The following is a 24838-nucleotide window of genomic DNA, read 5'->3' as shown; positions in this document are numbered from 1 at the left end:
TGTGCGGGGAGGGTGGGCCGGGCCGGGGGTGGGGCCGAAAGTCGGGGCCCTGGGGGGCGGGTGGCCGGCCGGGACGCGTGCGGCGCCCCGGCCGGCGGGTTCGGTCGGCGAAGACCGAAGGTTGATCAGGCGTTGGCCAGGATGTAGTCCACGGCGTCGCCGACGGTCTTCAGGTCCTTGACCTTGTCGTCCGGGATCTTCACCTCGAACTTCTCCTCGGCGGCCACGACGACCTCGACCATGGAGAGCGAGTCGACGTCCAGGTCGTCGGTGAAGGACTTGTCGAGCTCGACGTCCTCGGCCGGGATGCCGGCGATCTCGTTGACGATCTCGGCGAGACCTTCCAGGACCTCGTCCTTGGTAGCCATAATCGGCTGCTCCTCTTCACTGTGGATTGCCAACCGCCCGGCGGACGGTCGGCAGGTTTTCGGTGCCGTACCCCACGGATGCGGGTCACGGTGGTGCAACTGGCGGTGATGTTGCCTAGGGGAGAGTAACGACTGCCGCCGCGTAGACCAGACCCGCCCCGAAGCCGATGATCAGAGCGAGGTCGCCGCTCCTGGCCTCACCGGCCTCCAGCATCCGCTCCATGGCGAGCGGAATGGAGGCGGCGGAGGTGTTGCCGGTCTCGACGATGTCCCGGGCGACCGGGACCGAGTCGGGCAGCTTGAGCGCCTTGATCATGGCGTCGGTGATCCGCATGTTGGCCTGGTGCGGGATGAACGCGCCGAGCTGGTCGGCGGTGATCCCGGCCGCGTCCAGCGCCTGCTGGGCGGCCTTGGCCATCTCCCACACGGCCCAGCGGAAGACCTTCTGGCCCTCCATCCGCAGCGCGGGCCACCTGATCTCGTCACCGGCGCCGTTGACGGCGTCGGCCTTGCCGAAGGCGGTGTCCCAGGCCTGGGTCTGCGAGATGACGTCCTTCTGGGAGCTGTCCGAACCCCAGACGACCTTGCCGATCCCGGGAGTCTCGGACGGGCCGACGATGGCCGCGCCCGCGCCGTCCCCGAAGATGAAGGCGGTTGACCGGTCCGAGGTGTCGGTCAGGTCGCTGAGCCGCTCCACGCCGATCACCAGCACGTACTCGGCGCTGCCGCCGCGCACCATGCCGTCGGCCAGGCTCAGGCCGTAGCCGAAGCCCGCACACGCGGCCGAGATGTCGAAGGCCGGGGCGGTGCCGCAGCCGAGCCGTTCGGCGATTTCGGTGGCGATGGCCGGGGTCTGCTTGAGGTGCGACACGGTGGCGACGATCACGCCGCCGATCTGCGCCGGGTCGATCCCGGCCTGCTTGATCGCCTTCTCGGCCGCCTGGACCGACATCTCGCTGACGGTCTCCTCCGGACCCGCCCAGCGGCGCTCGGCGATCCCGCTGCGGGTGCGGATCCATTCGTCGGAGGAGTCGATCCAGTTCAGTACCTCGGCGTTCGGGATCACCCGGACCGGGCGGTAGCCGCCCACTCCGTGGATCCGCGAATACGCTGCGCCGGCCTGGGGGCGGATCTGCGGGACGGTCATGCGTTCTGCTCCTGACCGCTGTGCTCCGCGACCAGCGCGCGTGCCTTGTCGAGATCGGCGGGGGTCTTGAGGGCCAGCGTCGCCACACCCTTGATGTTGCGCTTGACCAGGTTGGTGAGGGTGCCGGCCGGGGAGAGCTCGATCACCGCGGTGGCGCCGAGCTGCCGCAGGGTCTCCATGCACAGGTCCCAGCGGACCGGGTTGGACACCTGCGACACCAGGCGCGCCAGCACCTCGGCACCGGAGGTCACGACCTCGCCGTCCTTGTTGGAGACGTACGAGACCACCGGGTCGGACACCGTCAGGGTGGGCGCCAGCTTGGCCAGGCGCTCCACGCCCGGGGCCATGTGCTCGGTGTGGAAGGCACCGGCAACCTTGAGCGGGATCAGCCGGGCGCCGGCCGGCGGGTCGGCCTTGAGCGCGGCCAGCTGCTCCAGCGTGCCAGCCGCGACGATCTGCCCGCCGCCGTTGTTGTTGGCGGCCGTCAGACCGTGCTCGGCCAGCTTGGCGGCCACTACCTCGGGGTCGCCACCGAGCAGCGCGGCCATCCCGGTCGCGGTCCGGGCGGCGGCCTCGGCCATGGCCAGGCTGCGCTCGCGGACGAAGGTCAGCGCGTCCTCGGCGCTAAGCACCCCGGCACCGGCGGCAGCGGTGATCTCGCCGACGCTGTGGCCGGCGACCGCGCCGACCAGCTTGCGGGCCTCGGCCTCGTCGGGGAACAGGGCACGGGCGGTGAGCAGGCCGGCCGCGACCAGGAGCGGTTGGGCGACGGCGGTGTCCTTGATCTCTTCCTCGCCCGCCTCGGTGCCGAAGCGGACCAGGTCGATCCCGGCCACGGCGGACCAGCGCTGCAGCCGGTCGGCAGCGCCGTCCAGCTCCAGCCAGGGGCTGAGGAAGCCGGGGGTCTGGGCACCCTGTCCAGGGGCGACGATTACGAGCACGGTTCAACCCTCTCTCGCCAGGCACCCGGGGACGGGTAGGCGACGGTAACGAAGAAAAGCACGCGGGATTGTGGAGTCCCTACAGGGCGGGGGTCAGCCCTGCTCGGCGACCGATCCGAGACGGCCCAGCGCAAGAGCGATGCGCAGGGTGAACGCCGACCGTACGTCGGACGGAGCATAGCCGGTGACGTCGGTCACACGGCGCAGTCGGTAGCGCACGGTGTTCGGGTGGACGAAGAGCATCCTGGCGGCTCCCTCCAAAGAGGAGGCTTGTTCGAGGTAGACACTCAGGGTCTCCAACAGCGCCGAGCCGGCCTCGTCGAGCGGTGTGTAGATCTCCTCCACCAACTGCCGTCTGGCGGCCTGGTCGCCGGCCAGCGCCCGCTCGGGCAGCAGGTCGTCCGCCAGCACCGGGCGCGGGGCGTCCGGCCAGGCGGCGCAGGCCCGCAGTCCGGCCGCCGCGGCGGCCGCGGACCTGGTCGCCGAGAGCAGGTCGGGCACGGTCGGGCCGACCACCACCGGGCCCGGCGCGAACTGGCCGATCAGCGCCCTGGCGGCGTGCACCGGCTCCTTGTCGCCGCCCACCACCACGACCAGGCGCTTGCCCAGCACACCGGTCAGCACGTGCAGCTTGGCGTACCTGGCGGCCCGGCGGATCGCCTCCACCACCAGTTCGCTGTCCCCGTCCGGGGCGCTGCCCATCACCACCCGGACCTGGGTCGGCTGACCCCAGCCCAGCGCGGCCGCCCGGGAGAGCACTCCCTCGTCCGCGTCACCGGAGAGCAGCGAGTTGACGACCAGCGCCTCCAGCCGTGCGTCCCACGCACCGCGCGCCTCCGCCGCCTGGGCGTACACCTGGGCGGTGGCGAAGGCGATCTCGCGTGCGTAGACCAGCACCGACTCGCGCATCCCGGCCTCGTCGCCGGGGGCGGCCACCTCCTCGATGGCCTCCTCCATCACCTCGATGGTGGTGCGGATCAGCTCCACGGTCTGTCGCAGGGTGATCGCCCTGGTCAGTTCGCGGGGTGCGGTGCCGAAGACGTCCGTGGAGATCGCCTGCGGGGCCTCCGGGTGGCGGTACCACTCGGTGAAGGCGGCGATACCCGCCTGGGCCACCAGGCCGATCCAGGACCGGTGCTCCGGCGGCATCCGCCGGTACCAGCCCAGCTGGTCGTCCATCCGCGCGATCGCGGCACTGGCCAGCTTGCCCGCCGACTTCTCCAGCCGCTTGAGCGTCGCGGCCCGCAGCTCGGCCCGTTCGGCGGCCAGCTTGCGCTCCTGCGCGGTCAGCCGGCCGGGCCTGCCGTTGCGCGGACGCTCGGCGGACTTGGCCGGGGACTTGGCAGCAGCCTTCGCCGGAGCCTGCGCCGGCCCGGCGTCCTCGGGGTCTGGCGCTGGCACCGCGGCTCCGCCGGTCGCGGCCTTCACGGGCGCGACCTTGGTGGCCCCGGACTTCTTGTCGGAATTCGCTGAAGCGGCTGGCACAGGACAAGCCTGCCTCACGCCGGTCGGTGCTCGTGCACACCCCCACCGGTTGCGGCGGTGGCCCCGGTCACACCGGCTACGGTGTCAGTCGTGACTGACGCCGCCACCCGCCCCCGTGCCGACCTGCGCCGAGCGCCCGAGCGCTACCGCTCCACGCCGGCCGAAGGCATCCAAACCAGGCACGCCTTCTCCTTCGCCGGGCACTACGACCCGAAGAACACCCACTTCGGCGCGCTGCTCGCCTGCAACGAGGAGACCCTGGCCCCCGGCGCCGGCTTCGACGAGCACCGCCACCGCGACACCGAGATCCTCACCTGGGTCGTCGAGGGCGCCCTGGCCCACCGGGACGGCGACGGCCACGCGGGCGTGGTCCGCCCCGGCATGGTGCAGCACCTCAGCGCGGGTTCCGGCGTCAGCCACACCGAGCGCAACGTCGGCGGGGCCGAGGTGCCGGTGCGGTTCGTCCAGATGTGGCTGCAGCCGGATTCGTTCGACGTCCCGCCCGCGTACGGGCTGCGCCGGGTCGAACCGGCCGCGGACGGGCTGACGCTGCTCGCGTCCGGTCTGGAGCGGGACGCCGGTACGGACGCGCTCCGGCTGCGGCGCAGTGACGCCGCGCTCTACCTGGTCACGGCCGGGTCCTGGCAGCCGCTGCCGACACTGCCGCAGGCGCCCTACCGCTACGTGCATCTGACGGCGGGTTCGCTCGGGTACCGGACCGTGCCCGGGCCGAAGGGCGGCGGGCGGTCGATGGCGGCGGGGGACAGCGTCCGGGTCACCGGGAACGCGTTCGCCGACCCGACCGCGGGGGAGGACGGGGTGGAGCTGCTGCTCTGGGAGATGCACTCGGAGCTGAAGTACGGGTGAGGGCCTCCCCGCGAGGGCGCGGACGGCCAAGTGTGCTGGGTGCCGGATGACTTGGGCCTGACCGGGGCGGGGCGGGGCGGGGCGGACGGGGCCTACCGGTGGGGCGGTGCGGCTCGCCCCGGGAGGCTCGGGGCGGCAGCGGACTTCCGCTGCGCGCGTTCCCCGGCCCCGACGAGCAACCCGCTCGCGCCGAGGGGTAGTCGGGCTGCGCCGGGGACCAGTCGGCCCCCGCCGAGGGGAGCCGGCCCGCGCGGAGGAGTTCCGCCGGCCTGACCTCGAACGGGTCAACGGGAGCGGCGATGCGGCCGGTGGCGGCTTACGTTGGCGGTGGCCCGTACCGCCCCGTCGTCGCGGGGCCGCGGTCGTGGGCCGCGTCCCCGTGCTCCCGGCCCAGAGAGGCACTTCGACATGGCCGACCCCTCCCAACAACGGTGTGTGCACGGCGCGCGGCGCAGGATATGCGTGGCCGGTCTCGTCGTCGCGGCCCTCCTGGCGGGCGCGGGCTGCTCCCCCGTCGATCCGGAGGCCGTCGCCCCGGAAGCCGGTACCTCGGGCGCCGGCTCCGCGTCCGCCCCGGCGCCGGACACCGGCTCCGCGTCCGCCACCAGCAGCCCTCCGGTGCAGCTGAGCCCGGCGGTGACCGCGCAACTCGACGCGGCGGTCGGGCAGGTGATGCAGAAGGCCAATGTGCCCGGCGTGATCGTCGGGCTCTCGATCCCCGGCAACGGCACCTACACCAAGGCCTTCGGGGTCGCCGACCGCAGCAGCAACACGCCCATGAGCACCGACCTGAACATGCGGATCGGCAGCGTGACGAAGACCTTCACCGTGACCGCGCTGCTGCGCCTGGTGGACGCGGGCAAGGTGGGGCTGGACGATCCGGTCGGGAAGTACGTCTCCGGGGTGCCCAACGGGGACCGGATCAGCCTGCGGCAGCTGGCGGACATGCGCAGCGGCCTCTACCCGTACAGCTCGGACCAGGACTTCGTGAACGTCCTGATCGGCAATCCCGCCAGGTCGTTCACCCCGCAGGAGCTGCTCGCCTACAGCTTCAGGCACCCGGTGGCCTTCGAGCCGGGCAGCCAGTACCAGTACTCCAACACCAACACCATCCTGCTCGGCATGGTGGTGGAGAAGGCCGCCGGCCAGCCGCTCCAGGACTACCTGCAGCAGCAGGTGTTCGCCCCCGCGGGCCTGCAGCGCACGGTGTTCCCGACCGACGCGTCCTTCCCGGACCCGCACGCGCACGGCTACACCAACCAGACACCGGACGGCTCGAGTGCGGACGCGACCGACTGGAACCCGTCCTGGGCCTGGGCGGCCGGGGCCGTGATCTCCAACCTCACCGACCTGCAGAACTGGGCCGCTCTGCTGGCCACGGGTTCGCTGCTCAACCCCGGGACCCAGACGCAGCGGCTGCAGACGCTGCCCACCGGCTACCCCAACACCGGTTACGGGCTGGGGCTGTTCACCGACAACGGGTGGGTCGGGCACAACGGCTCGATCCCCGGCTACCAGAGCCTCGTGCTGTACCTGCCGTCCGCGAGGGCCAGCCTGGTGGTGCTCAGCAACACCGATGCGAACTACCAGGGTTCGGAGAACTCGACGCTGTTCGGTGAGGAGATCACCCGGATCGTGACACCGGGGAACGTGTACTCGCTGCCGGCGATGCCGATGGTGACCGCGTCGCCGGGCGCGTCGGGGTCGTCCGCTTCGCCCTCCGCGTCCCGGTCCTCCTCCGGGGCGCCCACGGGTTCGCCGTCCGGACCGCCCTCGGGCCCGGCGGGCACGTCCGCGTCGTCCTCGGCGGTGCCGCCGTCCGCGGTGCCGTCCGGAGTGCCGTCGGTGACCTCGCCGTTCGCGTCCGGCACCGGGCTGCCCGGTGCCGGGGCGAGCTGACCGCGCTGGCTGGGAACCGGGTCGGCACGGGCAGGCCGGGGCCCGCGCCGACCCGGATCAGGGCGCGCCGGTGGGCGGCGGTCAGCCGCGCAGTTCGGCGAGGACGGCGTCGTTGAACTGCGGCCAGACCTCGGCGGCCCACGGCCCGAAGTCGCGGTCCGTGAGGGCGACACAGGCCACGCCCGCGACCGGGTCGACCCACAGGAAGGTGCCGGACTGGCCGAAGTGGCCGAAGGTCTCGGGGGAGTTGGCGGTGCCGGTCCAGTGCGGAGACTTCTCGCCGCGGATCTCGAAGCCGAGGCCCCAGTCGTTGGGCCGGCGGTGGCCGAAGCCCGGCAGGACGCCGCTCACCCCCGGGTACGCGACCTCGCGGGTCGCGGTGCGCACCGTGGACGGATCCAGCAGCGTGGGCGCCTGCAACTCGGCGGCGAAGCGGGCCAGATCGGCCATGGTGGAGAGGCCGCCCGCACCGGCGGGCGAGCGGTGGGCGGTGTTGATCAGCGTGGCCCGCATGCCCAGCGGCTCGAACACCGCCTCGGCGGCGTACTGCGCGAAGTCGATCCCGGCCGCCTTGGTCAGGGTGTCCGCCAGCACGTCGAAGCCGGCGTTGGAGTAGAGTCGCCGGTTGCCCGGCTCGGCCATCGTCCGGTGCTCGTCGAAGGCCAGCCCCGAGGTGTGCGCCAGCAGGTGCCGGACGGTCGAACCCTCCGGTCCCGCCGGGTCGTCCAGCTCGAAGACCCCCTCCTCGACCGCGACCAGCACGGTGTACGAGGTGAGCAGCTTGGTCACCGACGCCAGCGGGAACAGCCACTCCTGCGGCCCGTGTTCGCCCAGCACGACGCCGTCCGCGCCCCGTACCACGGCGGTTGCCGCGTTCGGCACCGGCCAGTCCTCGATCATCCGCAAGCTCTGCATGCGCCGACTCTAACGAGCCGCGGGGCAGGGCGGCGTGGCGGGCTTGCTTGGAGTGCGCTCCAAGTCAGTAACTTCGTAGTCATCGCCGACCGACCGGGGGGTCCACTCGATGGCAACGACCGCACGGATCAACTCCGATCTGCTGAGCTGCTCGGAGGCCTACCGGACGGCGAGCGCGGAGGCCGACCGCACCCCGCGGCACAGCATCAGCGCCGTCGCGGCGGTCAGCGGGCTGACCGCGCACACGCTGCGCTGGTACGAGCGGATCGGCCTGCTGGACCCGATCGACCGCTCGTACTCCGGCCAGCGGCGGTACAGCGACGCCGACCTGAACCGGCTCGGCTTCCTCAGCCGGCTGCGGCTGACCGGGATGCCGGTCGCCGACATGCTCCGCTACGTGGAGCTCGCCCGGGCCGGTGACGACACCGTCGAGGCCCGCCGCGAGATCCTCGTCCAGCACCGGGAGGAGGTCCGACAGAAGATCGCCGATCTGCACGCGACCCTCGCGGTGCTCGACTACAAGATCGACATCTACTCGGAGAACCGGCAGCAGGTCCCGGACCACCGGTACGGGCCGCCCGCCCGAGGCGGCCGGCCCGGGCAGCACGAGCAGCAGCAGTACGACCAGATCGACAGGAAGAAGCAGAGCGCATGACTCTCCCCACCACCGTCCTCGGCACCAACGGCCCCGTGGTCGGCACCCAGGGCCTCGGCTGCATGGGCATGAGCGAGTTCTACGGGCCGACCGACACCGCGGAGGCGCTGGCCACCCTGGAGGCGGCCCTCGACCTCGGCGTCACCCTGTTCGACACCGCCGACATCTACGGCTCCGGCAAGAACGAGGAGCTGATCGGCCCGTTCGTCCGGGCCAACCGCGACCGGGTCGTCCTCGCGACCAAGTTCGCCATCGAGCGCCGGGCCGACGACCCCGACTACCGGGGCGTACGGAACGACCCGGCGTACATCCGCACCGCGGTGGACGCCTCGCTGCGCCGCCTCGGGGTGGACGTCATCGACCTGTACTACATGCACCGCCGCGATCCGGAGGTCCCGCTGGCCGAGTCGGTCGGCGCGATGGCCGAGCTGGTACGGGCGGGGAAGGTGCGGCACCTGGGGCTCTCCGAGGTGACCGGGGCGGAGCTGCGCGAGGCGCACGCCGTGCACCCGATCGCCGCGCTGCAGTCGGAGTGGTCGATCTTCTCCCGGGACGTCGAGCGCAGCGCGGTGCCCGCCGCCGCCGAGCTCGGGGTCGCCCTCGTCCCGTACTCGCCGCTCGGGCGGGGCTTTCTGACCGGGGCCTTCCAGGCCGCCGAGCAGCTCTCGGCGGGCGACTTCCGGCGGAGCCAGCCGCGGTTCAGCGGGGAGAACGCGGCTCGGAACGCCGCACTGGTCGAGCCGATCCAGAAGATCGCCGCCGGGCGCGGGGTCACCGCGGCCCAGGTGGCCCTCGCCTGGGTGCACCTGCGGGCCGAGGTGCACGGACTGACCGTGGTGCCGATCCCCGGCACCCGCAAGCGCTCCCGGCTGGCGGAGAACGCCGCGGCCGCGACCCTGCGGCTCACGCCGGAGGAGCTCGCCGAGCTGGAGCCGATCGCCGGGCGGGTGACGGGGGACCGGTACACGGACATGAGCCTCACCTCCGCCGCCCGGGAGTAGGCGCACCGGCCGCGGCCGGGGCTTCGCTCGGGAGAGCCGAACCCCGGCCCCGGGGAGACCTGCCGCCGCCCGTCCCGCGACGGTGTCAGGAGGCGGCCGGCGGGTGGGTGACGCTCGCGTACCTGCCGAGCGCGATGTCGCCGAAGTTGTGCAGGCTGGCGGTGTTCGGCGCGAAGTAGCCGGTGTGGCCGGCCGCGCCGGCGGAGGAGACCCGGATCGCCCCGAAGCCCTCGCCGGTCGGGTCGGCGCCGTGACCGAGGCCGCCGACCTCCAGGTACGGGACGTTGCCGATCCAGTCGGTGGGGTTGCGGGCCGCCCAGACCCGGACGCCGTCGCCCAGCCCGGAGGCGTTCTGCACACCCATCCCCGGGCTGCCGAAGACCACCAGGTCGGTGGGCCGGCCCTCGTGGATCTTCGGTGCGGCGATGCCGCAGACCACCGAACCGTAGGAGTGGCAGAACAACGCCGGCGGGGTCTCCGGGTGGCTGGTCGCGCCCAGGCCGTCGAGCAGGCGCTCCAGCCGGGGGGCGCCGACCTCGGCGAGCCGCGAGGTGACCGCGTCGGGGCCGAGGCCCAGCGGGGTGACGTACCCCGTCCAGGCGATCACGGCGGTGCGGGTGCCGGGGGACTGCCGGTGCTCCTCGTCGAAGAGCGCCCGGGCCATGCCGGACGGGGAGCGCAGCGGGTCCGAGGGCTGGTCGAAGTGGGCGAGGTCGGCGTCCGAGCCGGGGACCAGCACGGCGACCTTCTGGGCCGAGGCGAGGTCGCCGTAGACCTCGCTGACCAGGCCGCGGCCGCGCGGGTCGAAGGCCAGGACCTGGCGGCCGGGCGCCAGTAGCTCCTCGGTGTTGTCGGCGCGCAGCCTGGCGGCGGAGCGGTCGTTCGCGGTGAGCTTCGGGTCGTCGGCACGCCCCCGCCACCTGTCGGCCTCGGCCCTGATCGCCAGCCGGTTGGCCTGGTAGCGCAGCTTGACCGGCGCGCCGTCGAGGTTGCCGACCACCAGTGGGTACCGGGCCACCAGACGGGTGGCCTGCTCGGGCGTGAGCGAGGCGAAGAAGGCGGCGACCGTGCGCGCGTCGGCGGTGGCCGGGTCGGGCAGCGACCGGCCCAGGGAGTGGTCGGCCGCCCACTCGGTGCTGCCGGCCGGCGGGGTGGAGATGGCCAACTGCTCGGTGGCGGCGGCGGCCTGGGCCGCTGCGGCTCCGGCGTCCACCAGCACGGCGCAACCCGCGAACGCCCCTATCAGGGCACGCTTGATCCGCCTGCGGCGTGCTGCCGTGTACTGACTGAGCCTGCGCTTCGTCAGCCTGCGCTGCAAGGCCTCAACTCCCTCGGACCCGTGACCGTCACAGCGGGCGGGGCCCGATGGTGGTACGACCGCCAACTACTCGTCAGCCAGGGTAGGGGCTCGGAGCACGGCCCGTGCAGGCCCCAAACTGTGCGATGAATCACACCGTGCCGTCATGGCTTGTCTGCCTTCGTCTCGAATTCCTTGATCAGGCGCTTCGGGGCGATGCTGCGCCACGCCTCCGTCAGCGGATCGTTCAGCTCGTCCGCGGCCACTGTGGCGAGGCTCACCTCCACCCAGCCGTGCCGGCCGACGTAGGGCGCCGCCGAGTAAGACCGACCGGCAATAGGGAGCGTGGATCAAGGAGCGGGTCGAGAGCCGAGTCTGGGCGTGCATCGTGAGGAGAGCGCAGCGGCGCTGCGCGCGACGAGGGATGTGCGCCCAGGCGAGAGCTATCGGCACGCGACGCCGCGGGCCCTATTGCCGGTCGGTCTAAGTCCGTGGGGCGGCGGCCAGCAGCTCGGCCTGCTCCTCCTTGCTCGCCTTGACGCAGACCGAGCCGTCGTCGGGGGTGCCCATGGCGAAGATCTTCTAGCCGAGCCGGGGCGTCACCTTCGTCTCCCAGGTGAGCCGCTCGGTGGTCTGCGGGAGGGCCAGGCCCATGGCCAGGAGCTGATCGAACGTCACCGTGCCGCCAGGGTAGGGCGGGGCACCGACATCGACCGGGACCAGCTCCCCGGCCGAGGTCACACCACTCCGAGGGCGTAAACCGCGAAGAGCGCAGCGGCCGTGCCCGCCACCGCCCTGAGCGGTCCGCGCAGGCCCCAGGGCCCGTCGAAGCGCCGGGCGTACCGTGCGATCGCCACCAGGGCCATTCCGAAGACCGGCAGCCAGGCCAGCCGGGCCGCCACCCAGTCCGGCGAGTTCGGCGCGGTGGTCAGGCCGGGGACGGCACCAAGCCGGGAGAAGGCCAGGGCCACCGAGTACATCGCCGTCTGGTGCCAGCAGAAGATGGTCATCGCGGAGAGGTTGACCACCACCACCGGCAGCCAGAGCAGCGGACGGCGGAGCAGGCGCGCGATCCGGTCCCGCAGCAGCATCGCGGCACCGCACTGGACCGCCGCCAGCGCGAGCACCAGCAGGGACGGCGGATGCGAGTTGGTGCGCGCCTGGCCCGGCACGCCCACCATGCTGGCCGGGTAGTGGAAGACCAGCAGCAGTACGGCGAACAGTGCGGCCCCGCCCAGCAGCAGCGTCCGGGCCCCGGCCCGCCCGATCCGGCCCTGCGCCCAGGAGACGCCCAACTGGTAGCCGAACATCCACCCCGGCACCAGGTTCAGCAGGGCCAGCCAGGACGGTACCGACCCGGCCCACGGCCCGTACCGCAGCAGGTCGACCAGCGCGACGGTGGCCAGCAGCGGCGCCGCGGCCCAGCCGCCCAGGCGGCGTCCGGCGGCCACGCAGTACGGGGTGAGCGCGGTCAGCGCCAGATACACGCCGATGTACCAGAGCGGTTGCACCACCAGGACCGTCCCGGTCCGTACGGTGCCCTGCGGCACGCCGAGCGCCTGCAGCAGCGGGATCAGCACCGCCCACACGGCGGCCACCCCTAGCACCGGGCGCAGCAACCGGAGCGAGCGGGCGCGCAGCCAGGCCGTGGTGCCCGCCCCGCGGGCCCTGGCCCGCTCCAGCGAGCGGACCGAGGAGTATCCGCCGACCAGGAAGAACACGCCGAGCAGTTGCAGGCCCCAGCTGAGCGGGGCGAAGAAGCCGAGTGAGGTGAGCGGGCTGGCGTTGTGCAGCACCCCGCCTCGGAGGGTGAGCCCGCCGAGCAGCCAGTGGCCGACCGGGACGGCGAGCAGGGCGAGCGCGCGCAGGCCGTCCAGGGCGCGGTCGCGGTCGGCGGGGGTCCGGTCCGCGACCCGGTCGGCGGTCCGGCGGAGGCCGTGGGTGAAGGGGGCGCGGGTGGCGGGGCGGAGACGGTCAGCGGGCATCACGGCACTCCTGGTTCTGGTCGGCGCACTGGATGTGCGAGTGGTCGCCGAGTGCGATGGCGGCGAAGGAGGCGAGCGAGGAGGTGCCGGGGGCGAAGTAGCCGCTGTGGCCGTGCGAGCCGGCCGAACTGACCACCCGGGCGCCGAAGTCGGCGGCGGTCGGGTCGGCGCCGTGGCCGAGGCCGAGCACCGAGACGTGCGGGACGTCGCCGATCCAGTCGGAGCCGTTGCGCTCGGCGGCCCAGAGCGGCACCCGCAGGGCCCGTGCGTCGGGGACGTCCATCCCGGGCGAGCCCAGGACCACCAGGTCGGACACCTGCTCCGGGCGCGGGTCGGCCAGTCCGCAGACCGCCGATCCGTAGCTGTGGCAGAACAGCGCCACCGGGCCGGTGGCCGGTGCGAGGGCGGCCAGGAAACGGTCCAGCCGGCCCGCCCCCGCCCGGGCCAGATCGGCGGTTGCCGCGTCGAGGCCGACCCCGACGGGCGTGGTGTAGCCGGCCCAGGCGACGACGGCGACCCGGTCGCCGGTGGCGTGCCGCAGTGAGCGCGCCATCCCGGCCGGGGTGCCGTACGGGTCGTTCGCGCGGTCGAAGGACAACAGGTCGACGTCCGAGCCGGGCACCACCACCGCGGTGCGGGTCGCCGTGGCGAGATCCCCGTACACCTCGGCGATCTGGCCGCGGCCACGCGGATCGAAAGCAATGATCTGACGCAGCGTCAGAGACGCGTAGCGGTCGGCGCGTTCGGCTGCCGCGCGCTGCTGGTCGGGGGTGGCGGCCGGATCGGCGGCGCGAGCGAGTTCGCGTTCGCGCTCCTCGGCCAGGGCGAGCGCGTTGGCGCGGTAGCGCAGGTCGACCGGCGCGCCGTCGAGGTTGCCGACCACCAGCGGATGGCGGGCGGCCAGGGTGTTCTGCTGCGCCGCCGTGAGGCCGGCGAAGAACCGGGCCACCTCGGCGGCCGGGGCCGTGGCGGGATCCGGCAGCCGCACCCCCAGCGAGCCGTCGGCCGCCCAGGCCGCACTTCCCTCCGGTGGACCGGTCACCGGCGTCTGGACGTCCGCCGCCGCCCATCCGCCGGCTCCTGCCAGCACCGTGGCCATCACCGCGGCCGCTACCAGCCCCCGCCTGAACCGCCCCGCCATCTCCTGCTCCTCCTCCACGACTTGGACGGGGAGGACGGTAGGGAGGAGATGCCCCGCCGGACGTCACACCGCGGGGCCAACTGCGGCGTCATACCGTGGTGCCAGCGGTACGCCCGCACGGGAGAGGGGGTGCCACTTCCGCGGTTTCGTCCGCGCGCGCGTCACGGGCAGGGGGAGAGGGAGGCGCCCGAAAGGCGGCGGGGCCGGAGCGGCCAGGACGCGGATGAGCGACCCCGTGCGCATGGCGCACTGGGTCAGGGCGGCGGACCGGAGACGGCCGACCCGCCGCGGCGGAGCCTGTTACTGGCCCGGGGTGACCAGGCCGGACTCGTAGGCGAGGACCACGGCCTGGGCGCGGTCGCGGAGGTCGAGCTTGGCCAGGATGCGGCCGATGTGGGTCTTGACGGTCTGTTCGGCGACGATCAGGCGGTCGGCGATCTGCTGGTTGGAGAGGCCGCGGGCGATCAGTTCCAGCACTTCGGTCTCGCGCGGGGTGAGGCCGCCCAGGCGCAGCCGGGGGTCGCGGCGGGGCGCGGGCCGGGTGCGGGCGAAGTCCTCGATCAGGCGGCGGGTGACCGAGGGGGCCAGCAGGGCCTCGCCGGCCGCGACGACCCGGACGGCGGAGATCAGGTCGGCGGGCGGGGCGTCCTTGAGCAGGAAGCCGCTGGCCCCGGCGCGCAGTGCCTCGTACACGTAGTCGTCGACGTCGAAGGTGGTCAGCATCAGCACCTTGGGGCGGTGGACGACCCCGGCCGGGGGGTCGAGCAGCCGGCGGGCCGCCTCCAGGCCGTCCATCTCGGGCATCCGGACGTCCATCAGCACCACGTCGGGGTGGGTGCGCCCGCTGACCTCCAGCGCCTGCCTGCCGTCGGCGGCGTCGCCGACCACGTCGATGTCGCTCTGCGCGCCCAGCAGCGCCGCGAACCCGGCCCGGACCATCGCCTGGTCGTCGACGATGACTACGCGGATGGTCATGTGCTGGGCTCCTCGGGCTGGTTGACGGGCAGGACGGCGGCCACGCGGAATCCGCCGTCGGGCAGCGGTCCGGTGTCCAGCCTGCCACCGAGCAGCCGCACGCGTTCACGCATTCCCACCAGTCCGTGCCCGGTGCCCTCGGAGGACTCGATGCCCGTGCGGTCCTGCCCGCCCGGCGGTCCGGTGTCGACCACGGTGATCCGCAGGGCCCCGTCCTCGGCGGCGATCGAGACCCAGACCTGGGCGCGTGGCGCGTGGCGGACCACGTTGGCCAGTGCCTCCTGGACGATCCGGTACGTGGACAGGCCGACCGCCTGCGGCAGTTCGCCCAGGGCGTGGACCTCCTCGGTGACGGCCAGCTCGGCCCGGACGCCGGCCTGGGCGACCGTGTCGACCAGTTCGGGAACCTGGTCCAGACCGGGCTGCGGGGTGCGGTCCGCGGCGCTCTCCTCGCTGCGCAGTACGCCGAGCAGCCGGCGCATTTCGGTCAGCGAGCTGCGGGCGGCGGCGGCGATGGTGCCGAACTCCTCGACGGCCTCGGCCGGCAGGCCGCCGATCCGGTACGGCGCGCTGTCCGCCTGGACGGTGATCACCGACATGTGGTGCGCCACCACGTCGTGCAGTTCGCGGGCGATCCTGGCGCGCTCCTCCAGCAGCGTGCGCCGTCCGCGTTCGGCCTCGCTGATCTGCTCCTGTTCGGCGAGCAGCCGCCTCGCCTCGCCGCGTCCGCGCAGACTCCAGCCGAGCAGCAGCACGGCGCCGCTGAGCACGATCGGCAGCGGGGCGCCGGCGTCCCCGGACCGGGTGAAGGCCGCTCCCGCCCAGACGGTGGCCAGCCCGGTGGCCAGCCAGACGGCGAGCAGGGTCCGCCCGCTCTCCCGCACGGCCAGCGCCAGCATAAGGAACAGGTAGCCGATCAGCGTGGTCACCGACCAGGGCCAGGGGCCCGCGCCGTGCGGGGTGTCCAGAGTCAGCACGGCCCCGGCGACGGAGGCCGGGAACACCACCCACCAGACGGCCAGTGGCCGGGTGACCGCCACCAGCAGCGGCGCGGTCTGGGCGACCACCAGCGCCGCCGCGGTCGGGAGCGGCAGTCCGTACGCGGTGTGCAGATGGACGGTGCCGGTCGGGATCAGGGCCGCGTTGAGCGCGCCCGCGATCACGTACGGCACGCTGCGCACCCAGCGGTGGCGGGAGCCGCCGAGCAGCGGCTCGGCACCGCCGGTCGGGGTGATCAGGGCGCGCCCGAGGGAGATCGCGAGCGCGCGCAGCTCGGGCAGGGCCGAGCGCAGGTCGGACAGGACGTTGGCGGGCGGTCGGATCTTCATCCCGGCCCAGGTTAGGGGCCGGGAAGTGCGCCGGCATCGTACGCAGGAGCTGTTCCGCGCGTAGTACCTGGGTATGACGTGGAGACGGGTACTGCGCGGCGGGACGCCGGGCTCAGGGCCGCCAGGAACCGGACAGGGCGGGCCCGAGCTGGTCGAAGTGGCGCTCGAGCGTGGCGATCATGCCGTCGGGGCCGACCTGGTGGGCGGCGGCGTCCGTGGTCCAGGAGAGGTGGGAGAGCCGGACGACCGCGCCGAAGACGGCGGCCAGCAGCCGGGGACGCAGGTCGGTGGCCGGGTCCAGGCCCTCGCGTTCGGCCAGGATGGCGGCGATCTGGCGCTCCTGCTCGGCGGTGTGCCGCAGGTGGGCGGCGAGCAGGGTGGGCGTGGACTCGATGAGTTCGAGCAGTTCCAGGGCGGCGGTGACACTGCCGGGGCCGGCGTGCTCCACGCTGCCGAGGCTTCGCCAGGACTCGGTGATGGCGGCGCGCATGGCCGTCAGCGGTTCCTCCTCGGCGGGGCGCCGGCGCAGGCACTCGATGAAGAAGTCCTCGGCGTCGGCCATGACGGCCAGGGCGACCTGCTCCTTGTTCTCGAAGTAGCGGAAGAAGGTGCGTTGGGAGACGTCCACGGCGGCGGCGATCTCGTCCACCGTGGTGCGGCCGTAGCCGTGGACGAGGAAGAGCCGGTGCGCCGCTTCGACCAGGGAGTCCCTGGTACGCCGCTTCTTCCGCTCACGGAGCCCGAGGACCCGGCAGGCGGGGTCGGTGGTCGCTTCGGTGAGCTGTGCGGCCATACGAGGGGGCCTTTCGGGGGAGGAGTGGTCGGTATCACCACGATAGCGCTCTGACATATGTCATGAATGCGCACAAGTCACTGTTTGCCGAATGTCAGCGACTGCCATAATGTCGTGTGCCAGTGGCGTCCGTCGGGCTGGACAACCGTGGGGACGGGTGGGCCGGGGCGCCACTCGCCATGTCGCTCGGGCTCCGGAGGGCCAGTTATGAGTCAGTCCGTCGTCAACAAGGGGAAGGCGGACCTGCCGCCTCAGCGCAGCGGTCCGCCGGGGGAGCGGAACGGCCTGAAGGGCCATCCGTGGCTGACCCTGCTCACCGTGGCGGTCGGCGTGATGATGGTCGCCCTGGACGGCACCGTCGTCGCCATCGCCAACCCGGTCATCCAGACCGACCTCGGCGCCTCGCCCGCCGACATCCAGTGGGTCACCAGCGGCTACCTGCTGGCACTCGCGGTCTTCCTGATCACCGCGGGGAAGATCGGCGACCGCTTCGGCCACAAGGCGACCTTCCTGGTCGGCGCGACCGGCTTCGCCGCCACCTCGGCTGCGATCGGCTTCGCCGGCAACATCCAGACGGTGATCGCCTTCCGGGTGCTGCAGGGCCTGTTCGGCGCGCTGCTCCAGCCCGCCGCGCTCGGCCTGCTGCGCGGGGCCTTCCCGGCGGAGAAGCTGAACATGGCGATCGGCATCTGGGCCGGCGTGATCGGCGCCTCCACCGCCGCCGGGCCCATCGTCGGCGGCCTGCTGGTCGAGCACGTCAGCTGGCAGTCGGTCTTCTTCATCAACGTCCCGGTCGGCGTGGCGGCTCTGCTGCTCGGCCTGTGGATCCTGCGCGACGTACGGGTCGAGAACGCGGCCAAGTCCTTCGACATCCCCGGCATCGTGCTGCTGTCGGCGGCGATGTTCGCGCTGGTCTGGGGCATCATCAAGGCCCCGAGCTGGGGCTGGGGCGACACCCGCACGCTGCTGTTCCTCGGCGGCGCGCTGCTCGCCATGGTGCTCTTCGCGCTCTGGCAGGCCCGCGCGGAGGAGCCGCTGATCCCGCTCAGCCTGTTCCGCTCCGTGCCGCTCTCGGCGGGCACGCTGCTGATGATCCTGATGGCCTTCGCCTTCTTCGGCGCGATCTTCTTCGTCACCTTCTACCTGCAGAACGTGCACGGGATGACCCCGGTCCAGGCCGGTGTCCATCTGCTGCCGATGACCGGCATGATGATCATCGGCGCGCCGGCGGCCGGTGCCGCGATCGGCAAGGTCGGACCGCGGATCCCGATCGTCGCGGGCATGCTGCTCACCACACTCGCCATGTACGGGATGTCCACGCTGGACACCCACTCGGGGGCGGGCGTCATGTCGCTCTGGTTCGTGCTGATGGGCCTGGGCATCAGCCCGGTCATGGTCGGCGCCACCGAGGTCATCGTCGGCAACGCCCCGATGGAGCTGTCCGGGGTGGCCGGCGGTCTGCAGCAGTCCGCGATGCAGGTCGGCGGCAGCCTGGGTACGGCCGTGCTCGGCGCGGTGATGGCCTCCAAGGTCAGCAGTGCGCTGCCCGGCAACTGGGCCAAGGCGGGGCTGCCGCCGGTCGAGGGCGCGCAGGGGGCGCAGCTCAAGCAGGCCGCCCAGCTCGGCATCGCGCCGCCGGCTCCGCAGGGCACGCCCGAGCAGGCGGTGCACGCGATGGCGGAGGCGGTGCACGGCTCCTTCGTCAGCGGGATGTCGATGGCCTTCGGGGTCGCCGCGGTGATCGCCTTCGCGGCGGCGCTCCTGGGCCTGCTGACCAAGCGGGGCAGCAACGACGCGGGGCCCGCGGTGCACATCTAGCACCGGGGCAACCCGCTCGGCACCGGCGGCGGTCCGCTGCCGGGAGAGCGCCTTCAGGGGCGCGGGGGCGGCGCTCGATCAACCGCACGCGTGACCGGCCCGGTCACGCGTGCGGGGGACCCTTCCCCCGGCCTCCGGCCGGGGGGACCCTTCCCGGTTCAGCGCCCCTTGCGCGTTCGAGGACGGTCAGCCGGAGGAATCCACTGCGCTGCACGGCTGCTCACGCGGTTCCCCACTTCCCGGGGGAGTCGCCCGCCGGGTCGCGGTGCGGATGTACCTGGCCCGCTCCTCCAGTTCCAACTCCGGGAACCAGTACCGCAGTTGTGTCTGTGCCTCGCCGGGCGAGAGGCGGAGCTCGGTGAGCAGGAACTCGGCTCTGGCGATGATCTCCTCGTGCATGGCGTCCTCCGTCGGCGTCGTGAGCCCGGAACGATTCTGCAACCGCCCCGGTAGCCGGGCTCCCGCTGTTGCGCCTACCGGGCGACCCGGGCGCGCCGCCAGGCCCAGGAAACGCCCGAGGGCCGGGCTCCCGGAGAGGAGCCCGGCCCTCGGGGCCGCTGGTACGGATCAGGCGTCGCCGCCGGCCGCGCCCGGGTCGGCCGCGGCCACGTCGAGCAGCTGGTAGCGGTCGATCGCGTCCTTCAGCACGTGACGCTCGATCTTGCCCTGCTTGGCGAGCTCGGTGAGCACGCTGAGGACGACCGACTGCGCGTCGATGTGGAAGAAGCGACGGGCCGCGCCGCGGGTGTCGGCGAAGCCGAAGCCGTCGGCACCCAGCGACTGGTACTGGCCCGGCACCCAGCGCGAGATCTGGTCCGGCACCGCGCGCATCCAGTCGGACACGGCGACGAACGGTCCCTCGGCGCCCTGGAGCTTGGCGGTCACGTACGGGACGCGCTGCGGCTCCTCCGGGTGCAGCAGGTTGAACTCCTCGGCCTCGACCGCGTCGCGCCGCAGCTCGTTCCAGGAGGTCGCCGACCAGACGTCCGCCTTGACGTTCCACTCCTCGGCGAGGATGCGCTGGGCCTCCAGGGCCCACGGCACCGCGACGCCGGAGGCGAGGATCTGCGCCGGGATCTGGCCGGCCCCGCCGTCCTTGTACTTGTACAGACCCTTGAGGATGCCGTCGACGTCGACGTTCTCCGGCTCGGCCGGCATCTGGATCGGCTCGTTGTACACGGTGAGGTAGTAGAAGACGTCCTCGCCGTGCGGGTGCTCGGCGCTGGAGCCGTACATCCGGCGCAGACCGTCCTGCATGATGTGCGCGATCTCGTAGCCGAACGCCGGGTCGTACGCGACGACGCCCGGGTTGGTCGAGGCGAGCAGCTGCGAGTGGCCGTCCGCGTGCTGGAGGCCCTCACCGGTCAGCGTGGTGCGGCCGGCGGTGGCGCCGATCACGAAGCCGCGGGCCAGCTGGTCGGCCATCTGCCAGAACTGGTCGCCGGTGCGCTGGAACCCGAACATCGAGTAGAAGACGTAGACCGGGATCAGCGGCTCGCCGTGGGTGGCGTAGGACGAACCGGCGGCGATCAGCGAGGCGGTGCAGCCCGCCTCGGAGATGCCGTCGTGCAGCATCTGGCCGGTCGGGGACTCCTTGTACGCCAGCAGCAGCTCGCGGTCGACCGACTCGTAGGTCTGGCCGAGCGGGTTGTAGATCTTGGCGGACGGGAACAGCGAGTCCATGCCGAAGGTGCGGTACTCGTCCGGCGCGATCGGCACGAAGCGGTTGCCGATGCCCTTGTCGCGCATCAGGTCCTTGAGCACCCGGACGAACGCCATGGTGGTGGCGATGGTCTGGTTGCCGGAACCCTTCTTGACGCCCTTGTAAGCGTCGTCGCCGGGCAGCACCAGCTGGCGCGGCCGCACCTTGCGGGTCGGCACGTAGCCGCCGAGCTCACGCCGGCGGTCGTGCATGTACTGGATCTCCTCGGAGTCCTTGCCCGGGTGGTAGTAGGGCGGGTAGCCCTCTTCCAGCTGCTTGTCGGTGATCGGCAGGTGCAGCCGGTCGCGGAAGCGCTTCAGGTCCTCGACCGTCAGCTTCTTCATCTGGTGGGTGGCGTTGCGACCCTCGAAGTTGGGGCCCAGCGTCCAGCCCTTGACGGTCTGGGCGAGGATGACGGTCGGCTGGCCCTTGTGCTCGCGGGCGGCCTTGAACGCGGCGTAGATCTTCTGGTGGTCGTGGCCGCCGCGACCCAGGTGCTGGATCTGCTGGTCGGTCATGTTCTCGACCATGGCACGCAGGCGCAGGTCGCCGCCGAAGAAGTGCTCGCGGATGTACTCGCCGGTCTCGGTGGCGTAGGTCTGGAACTGGCCGTCCGGGGTCGAGTTCAGCTTGTTGACCAGGACGCCGTCGCGGTCCTGGGCCAGCAGCGGGTCCCAGGTGCGGTCCCAGATCAGCTTGATGACGTTCCAGCCGGCGCCGCGGAACTGCGACTCCAGCTCCTGGATGATCTTGCCGTTGCCGCGGACCGGGCCGTCGAGGCGCTGCAGGTTGCAGTTGACCACGAAGGTCAGGTTGTCCAGGCCCTCGCGCGCGGCGAGCGACAGCTGGCCGAGCGACTCCGGCTCGTCCATCTCGCCGTCGCCGAGGAAGGCGTAGACGTGCGACTGCGAGGTGTCCTTGATGCCGCGGTGCTCCAGGTAGCGGTTCATCCGCGCCTGGTAGATGGCACCGAGCGGGCCGAGGCCCATCGAGACGGTCGGGAACTCCCAGAAGTCCGGCATCAGCCGCGGGTGCGGGTAGCTGGACAGGCCGTACGGGGCCTTCGACTTCTCCTGGCGGAAGGCGTCGAGCTGCTGCTCGCTCAGTCGGTCCAGCAGGAAGGCGCGGGCGTAGATACCGGGGGAGGCGTGACCCTGGAAGAAGATCTGGTCGCCGGACTCACCCTCGGCGTCCTTGCCCCGGAAGAAGTAGTTGAAGCCCACGTCGTACAGGGACGCGGAGGAGGCGAAGGTGGCGATGTGGCCACCGACGCCGATGCCCGGGCGCTGGGCGCGGGAGACCATCACGGCCGCGTTCCACCGGGTCGCGTTCAGGATCTTGCGCTCGATCTCCTCGTTGCCGGGGAAGAACGGCTCGTCCTTGGTCGCGATGGTGTTGACGTAGTCCGTGCTGCGCATCTCGGGCACGGCGACACGCTTCTCGCGGGCGCGCTCGATCAGCCGCAGCATCAGGTAGCGGGCACGCTCGCGCCCCCGCTCGTCGATGGCCGCGTCAAGCGACTCAAGCCATTCCGCGGTCTCCTCGGGATCGAAGTCCGGGACCTGACTCGGAAGGCCGCCAATGATGATCGGGTTGCGATCGGATCCGGAAGCCACGCTGTTCCTTCACTGTCGGACGTAACTGAGGTGTGTCGCGCCGCCTCCATCGTGTACCGCAACTCGGAGATCCGTCATCTCTACCGATCGGTAACCATTCCGTACCAGGGCTTGATTTTCCCTGGTGCGTTCAGGTCGGATGGTGTGTGACATGGGCATCGCTGCCGCCGTCGCGCACCACCGGTTGTTACGAAGAGGTGGTCCGACCTTGATGTCCGACCGCCCGGTGGCGGTCGGTCGGGGTGAGGGCCAACAGGAGACTCTACGCCCGCCGGAGTGGTTACCCCGAAATGCGTTCGCATCCTGGGCGCTTTCCGGCCTGCGCGGCCGCCCGCCCGCAGCATCCCTGGGGGGTGCAGAAAAGGGCAAATCGGTGTGATTACCGACACATTCCACGGCGTGTCCCGCCGCGACACGTCAACCTTTGGGTGGGATCGGGGGGCGGGTACTTGCGCGAACCGCCGCGCACGTGTGGACTACGGCCACAGCCTCGGCATGAATGCCGAGCCGAATACTGGAGGTTATTCCCGTGAGCGCGACCGCGGACCCCGCGGACAAGTCCAACCCGGCGCACCGTCTGGGCTTCGAAGAGGGCCAGATCGTCCAGGAGCTCGGGTATGACGAAGACAGTGACCAGGAGCTCCGCGAGGGCATCGAGGACATCACTGGCACCGAGCTCGTCGATGAGGACTACGACGACGTCGCCGACGGCGTCGTGCTGTGGCACCGCGAGGAGGACGGGGATCTCACCGACGCCCTCGTCGATGCACTGGAGTACCTGGCGGAGGGCGGCCTGGTCTGGCTGCTGACCCCGAAGACGGGCCGGGACGGCCACGTCGAGGCGCACGAGATCAACGACGCCGCCCGGACGGCCGGCCTCTCCCAGACCAGCTCGGTGAGCGTGGCCAAGGACTGGATGGGCACCCGCCTCGCCTCGCCGAAGGCTGCCAAGAGCGGCCGCCGCTGACCTCGGCCGCGAGCTGCGGGCACCGGCCGTGGCGCCGGGCCCGGGTATCGCTTGCGTCCCGGACCCCGCCGGAGCTTCCTCCGGCGGGGTCCGGCCGTTTTCGGGGCTGCAAACTCGTCCGCTCGCCGCCGGGCGCTCCGACCCGGTGCCGGCGCGCCGCCCTCCGGCGCCCCCTCCTCCGTCGGCCGCCTGTCGCTCGTCGCTTCCGGCACCGGCGCGCCGCCCCCGGCCTCCGGCCGGGGGGACCCATCCCCCAGCCTCCGGCCGGGGGGACCCATCCCCCAGCCTCCGGCCGGGGGGACCCATCCCCCAGCCTCCGGCCGGGGGGACCCCCTTTCGTCTCGGGGTGGTGATCTCCGGAGTTCCCTCCTCCGTCGGTCGCCCGTCGCCCGTCGTTCTCGGCGCTGGTGCACCATTCGGCACAGGGGGCGTCCGGGGTGCTGTTCACCCAGGGCGAAACCCGGCCCGGGTGGTGGGACGGCACTCACCCGCAGGGCCGAAGCGGGTCGCGCGGATGCAAGGATGCCGGTAGTCGCCCGGCCGTCTGGGCCGCGGCATCCGGTTAGGAAGGTCTCCGCATGGCCATCGAGGTCGGCACCAAGGCTCCGGACTTCGAGCTGAAGAACCAGCACGGCGAGCTGGTCAAGCTCTCCGACTTCCAGGGCGAGAAGAACGTCGTCCTGGTCTTCTACCCGTTCGCGTTCACCGGTGTCTGCACCGGCGAGGTGTGCGAGATCCAGAAGGAGCTGCCCCGCCTGCAGAACGACTCGGTGCAGGTCCTCGCGGTCTCCAGCGACTCGCCGTTCACCCTGCGGGTCTTCGGCGACAGGGAGGGCCTGGAGTACCCGCTGCTGTCGGACTTCTGGCCGCACGGCGAGGTTTCCAAGGCGTACGGCGTCTTCGACGAGGAGAAGGGCTGCGCGGTGCGCGGCACCTTCGTGATCGACAAGACCGGTGTGGTGCGCTGGTCGGTCGTCAACGGCCTGCCGGACGCCCGGGACACCAAGGAGTACCTGGCCGCGATCGACGCGCTCTGACACGAGCGCTCCGTTCCGGCCGTCGAGCCCTCCCGGCCCGGCGCGTTCGCTGACGCGCCGGGCCGGATGGCCGCGTCGGGCGGGAACCGGTCCTACGATCGGGCCGTTGTCGGAGAAAGCACGATTCTTGGAGGACCAGTGGGTGTCAGCCTGAGCAAGGGCGGCAATGTCTCGCTCACCAAGGAGGCCCCGGGCCTCACCGCCGTGGTCGTCGGCCTCGGCTGGGACGTCCGCACCACCACCGGCGCCGACTTCGACCTGGACGCCAGCGCGTTGCTCTGCAACGAGGCCGGCAAGGTCGGCTCGGACAGCAACTTCGTGTTCTTCAACAACCTGAAGAGCCCGGACGGTTCGGTCGAGCACACCGGTGACAACCTGACCGGTGAGGGCGAGGGCGACGACGAGGCCATCAAGGTCAACCTGGCCGCCGTTCCGGCCGACGTCGCGAAGATCGTCTTCCCGGTCTCGATCTACGACGCGGACACCCGCCAGCAGAACTTCGGTCAGGTCCGCAACGCCTACATCCGCGTGGTGAACCAGAACGGCGGTGCCGAGATCGCCCGTTACGACCTCTCGGAGGACGCCTCCACCGAGACCGCGATGGTCTTCGGCGAGCTCTACCGCAACGGCGCGGAGTGGAAGTTCCGTGCCATCGGCCAGGGTTACGCCTCCGGCCTGCGCGGTATCGCCCAGGACTTCGGGGTGAACGTCTGACCCGGGCTCGGGTGTGTGCCCGGCGGGGGGCCGGGTGAATAATCTTGGGGCCGGGGGGGGGGGGGGGGTTTTTCTCCCCCACCCCCCCCCCCTTTTGTTCCCATGCGCAGTGGCCCCTTCCGTCCCGAACACAAACCCCCAAACTTCCCCGGTAACCGGGACCCCCCCCCTGCCCCTATAGAGCTCC

General features: G+C 72.2%; 21 protein-coding genes. 8 read left to right on the top strand and 13 right to left on the bottom strand.

Features of this window, described 5'->3' with window-relative positions; all coding sequences use genetic code 11:
- Window positions 1-125: 125 nt before the first annotated feature.
- From ACZ5ON_RS30395 to ACZ5ON_RS30380, 4 genes are all read right to left on the bottom strand, one after another.
- The gene (locus ACZ5ON_RS30395) at window positions 126-368 is read right to left on the bottom strand and encodes an acyl carrier protein (protein ID WP_465599425.1); all 243 of its coding nucleotides are present in this window, start codon (window positions 366-368) and stop codon (window positions 126-128) included.
- 115 nt (window positions 369-483) lie between these two features.
- Window positions 484-1515, bottom strand: a complete 1032-nt coding sequence (locus ACZ5ON_RS30390; RefSeq protein WP_465599423.1) for a beta-ketoacyl-ACP synthase III — start codon at window positions 1513-1515, stop codon at window positions 484-486.
- Entirely contained in the window at window positions 1512-2456 is a 945-nt protein-coding gene (locus ACZ5ON_RS30385) for an ACP S-malonyltransferase (RefSeq protein ID WP_465599421.1), read from the bottom strand. The genes ACZ5ON_RS30390 and ACZ5ON_RS30385 overlap by 4 nt, the downstream gene beginning before the upstream one ends.
- Before the next feature lie 93 nt (window positions 2457-2549).
- The gene (locus ACZ5ON_RS30380) at window positions 2550-3725 is read right to left on the bottom strand and encodes a PucR family transcriptional regulator (RefSeq protein ID WP_425557515.1); all 1176 of its coding nucleotides are present in this window, start codon (window positions 3723-3725) and stop codon (window positions 2550-2552) included.
- Between the two features lie 306 nt (window positions 3726-4031).
- On the opposite strand from ACZ5ON_RS30380, the gene ACZ5ON_RS30375 reads away from it, so the two are divergent.
- Both ACZ5ON_RS30375 and ACZ5ON_RS30370 read left to right on the top strand, forming a co-directional pair.
- On the top strand, window positions 4032-4808 hold the full coding sequence (locus ACZ5ON_RS30375; RefSeq protein ID WP_465599419.1) for a pirin family protein: 777 nt from the start codon (window positions 4032-4034) through the stop codon (window positions 4806-4808).
- Between the two features lie 462 nt (window positions 4809-5270).
- A complete protein-coding gene (locus ACZ5ON_RS30370) occupies window positions 5271-6707 on the top strand; it encodes a serine hydrolase domain-containing protein (protein ID WP_465599417.1) in 1437 nt (478 codons plus the stop codon).
- Between the two features lie 81 nt (window positions 6708-6788).
- Here ACZ5ON_RS30370 and ACZ5ON_RS30365 read toward each other — a convergent pair whose 3' ends face one another.
- On the bottom strand, window positions 6789-7622 hold the full coding sequence (locus ACZ5ON_RS30365; protein ID WP_465599415.1) for a serine hydrolase domain-containing protein: 834 nt from the start codon (window positions 7620-7622) through the stop codon (window positions 6789-6791).
- A 109-nt stretch (window positions 7623-7731) separates the two neighbouring features.
- Between ACZ5ON_RS30365 and ACZ5ON_RS30360 the strand changes: the two genes are divergently transcribed.
- Both ACZ5ON_RS30360 and ACZ5ON_RS30355 read left to right on the top strand, forming a co-directional pair.
- Window positions 7732-8277, top strand: coding sequence for a MerR family transcriptional regulator (locus ACZ5ON_RS30360; protein WP_465599413.1), 546 nt, complete (start codon window positions 7732-7734; stop codon window positions 8275-8277).
- On the top strand, window positions 8274-9278 hold the full coding sequence (locus tag ACZ5ON_RS30355) for an aldo/keto reductase (protein ID WP_465599411.1): 1005 nt from the start codon (window positions 8274-8276) through the stop codon (window positions 9276-9278). The genes ACZ5ON_RS30360 and ACZ5ON_RS30355 overlap by 4 nt, the downstream gene beginning before the upstream one ends.
- Before the next feature lie 85 nt (window positions 9279-9363).
- Here ACZ5ON_RS30355 and ACZ5ON_RS30350 read toward each other — a convergent pair whose 3' ends face one another.
- The 6 genes from ACZ5ON_RS30350 to ACZ5ON_RS30325 form a co-directional block, all read right to left on the bottom strand.
- Window positions 9364-10596, bottom strand: coding sequence for an alpha/beta hydrolase (locus tag ACZ5ON_RS30350; protein ID WP_465599409.1), 1233 nt, complete (start codon window positions 10594-10596; stop codon window positions 9364-9366).
- A gap of 716 nt (window positions 10597-11312) precedes the next feature.
- The gene (locus tag ACZ5ON_RS30345; RefSeq protein ID WP_465599407.1) at window positions 11313-12560 is read right to left on the bottom strand and encodes an acyltransferase family protein; all 1248 of its coding nucleotides are present in this window, start codon (window positions 12558-12560) and stop codon (window positions 11313-11315) included.
- The gene (locus ACZ5ON_RS30340; protein ID WP_465599405.1) at window positions 12550-13701 is read right to left on the bottom strand and encodes an alpha/beta hydrolase; all 1152 of its coding nucleotides are present in this window, start codon (window positions 13699-13701) and stop codon (window positions 12550-12552) included. The genes ACZ5ON_RS30345 and ACZ5ON_RS30340 overlap by 11 nt, the downstream gene beginning before the upstream one ends.
- A gap of 300 nt (window positions 13702-14001) precedes the next feature.
- A complete protein-coding gene (locus ACZ5ON_RS30335; RefSeq protein WP_465599403.1) occupies window positions 14002-14676 on the bottom strand; it encodes a response regulator in 675 nt (224 codons plus the stop codon).
- Window positions 14673-16004: a sensor histidine kinase gene (locus tag ACZ5ON_RS30330; RefSeq protein WP_465599401.1), complete on the bottom strand. Its 1332-nt coding sequence runs from the start codon at window positions 16002-16004 to the stop codon at window positions 14673-14675. Before ACZ5ON_RS30330 ends, ACZ5ON_RS30335 begins: the two co-directional genes overlap by 4 nt.
- 112 nt (window positions 16005-16116) lie before the next feature.
- Window positions 16117-16797: a TetR/AcrR family transcriptional regulator gene (locus tag ACZ5ON_RS30325; RefSeq protein ID WP_465599399.1), complete on the bottom strand. Its 681-nt coding sequence runs from the start codon at window positions 16795-16797 to the stop codon at window positions 16117-16119.
- Window positions 16798-17004: 207 nt separating this feature from the next.
- Here ACZ5ON_RS30325 and ACZ5ON_RS30320 point away from each other — a divergent pair, with 207 nt between their 5' ends.
- Window positions 17005-18615 (top strand): MFS transporter, encoded by a 1611-nt coding sequence (locus tag ACZ5ON_RS30320; RefSeq protein ID WP_465599397.1) that lies wholly within the window; start codon window positions 17005-17007, stop codon window positions 18613-18615.
- Window positions 18616-18801: 186 nt separating this feature from the next.
- Here ACZ5ON_RS30320 and ACZ5ON_RS30315 read toward each other — a convergent pair whose 3' ends face one another.
- Together ACZ5ON_RS30315 and aceE are read right to left on the bottom strand one after the other, a co-directional pair.
- Complete coding sequence (locus ACZ5ON_RS30315; RefSeq protein WP_465599395.1) at window positions 18802-19014, bottom strand: hypothetical protein; 213 nt, start codon at window positions 19012-19014, stop codon at window positions 18802-18804.
- A 168-nt stretch (window positions 19015-19182) separates the two neighbouring features.
- Window positions 19183-21933 (bottom strand): pyruvate dehydrogenase (acetyl-transferring), homodimeric type, encoded by a 2751-nt coding sequence (gene aceE, locus ACZ5ON_RS30310; RefSeq protein WP_465599393.1) that lies wholly within the window; start codon window positions 21931-21933, stop codon window positions 19183-19185.
- Window positions 21934-22462: 529 nt separating this feature from the next.
- On the opposite strand from aceE, the gene ACZ5ON_RS30305 reads away from it, so the two are divergent.
- The 3 genes from ACZ5ON_RS30305 (at window position 22463) to ACZ5ON_RS30295 (ending at window position 24651) form a co-directional block, all read left to right on the top strand.
- Window positions 22463-22900, top strand: a complete 438-nt coding sequence (locus ACZ5ON_RS30305) for a DUF3052 domain-containing protein (protein WP_465599391.1) — start codon at window positions 22463-22465, stop codon at window positions 22898-22900.
- A 578-nt stretch (window positions 22901-23478) separates the two neighbouring features.
- Entirely contained in the window at window positions 23479-23937 is a 459-nt protein-coding gene (locus ACZ5ON_RS30300) for a peroxiredoxin (RefSeq protein ID WP_465599389.1), read from the top strand.
- A 138-nt stretch (window positions 23938-24075) separates the two neighbouring features.
- The gene (locus ACZ5ON_RS30295) at window positions 24076-24651 is read left to right on the top strand and encodes a TerD family protein (RefSeq protein WP_465599387.1); all 576 of its coding nucleotides are present in this window, start codon (window positions 24076-24078) and stop codon (window positions 24649-24651) included.
- The last annotated feature ends 187 nt before the right edge of the window (window positions 24652-24838 follow it).

This window comes from Kitasatospora sp. NPDC032150, from assembly GCF_055579945.1.
This window is presented reverse-complemented; position numbering and strand designations above follow the sequence as displayed.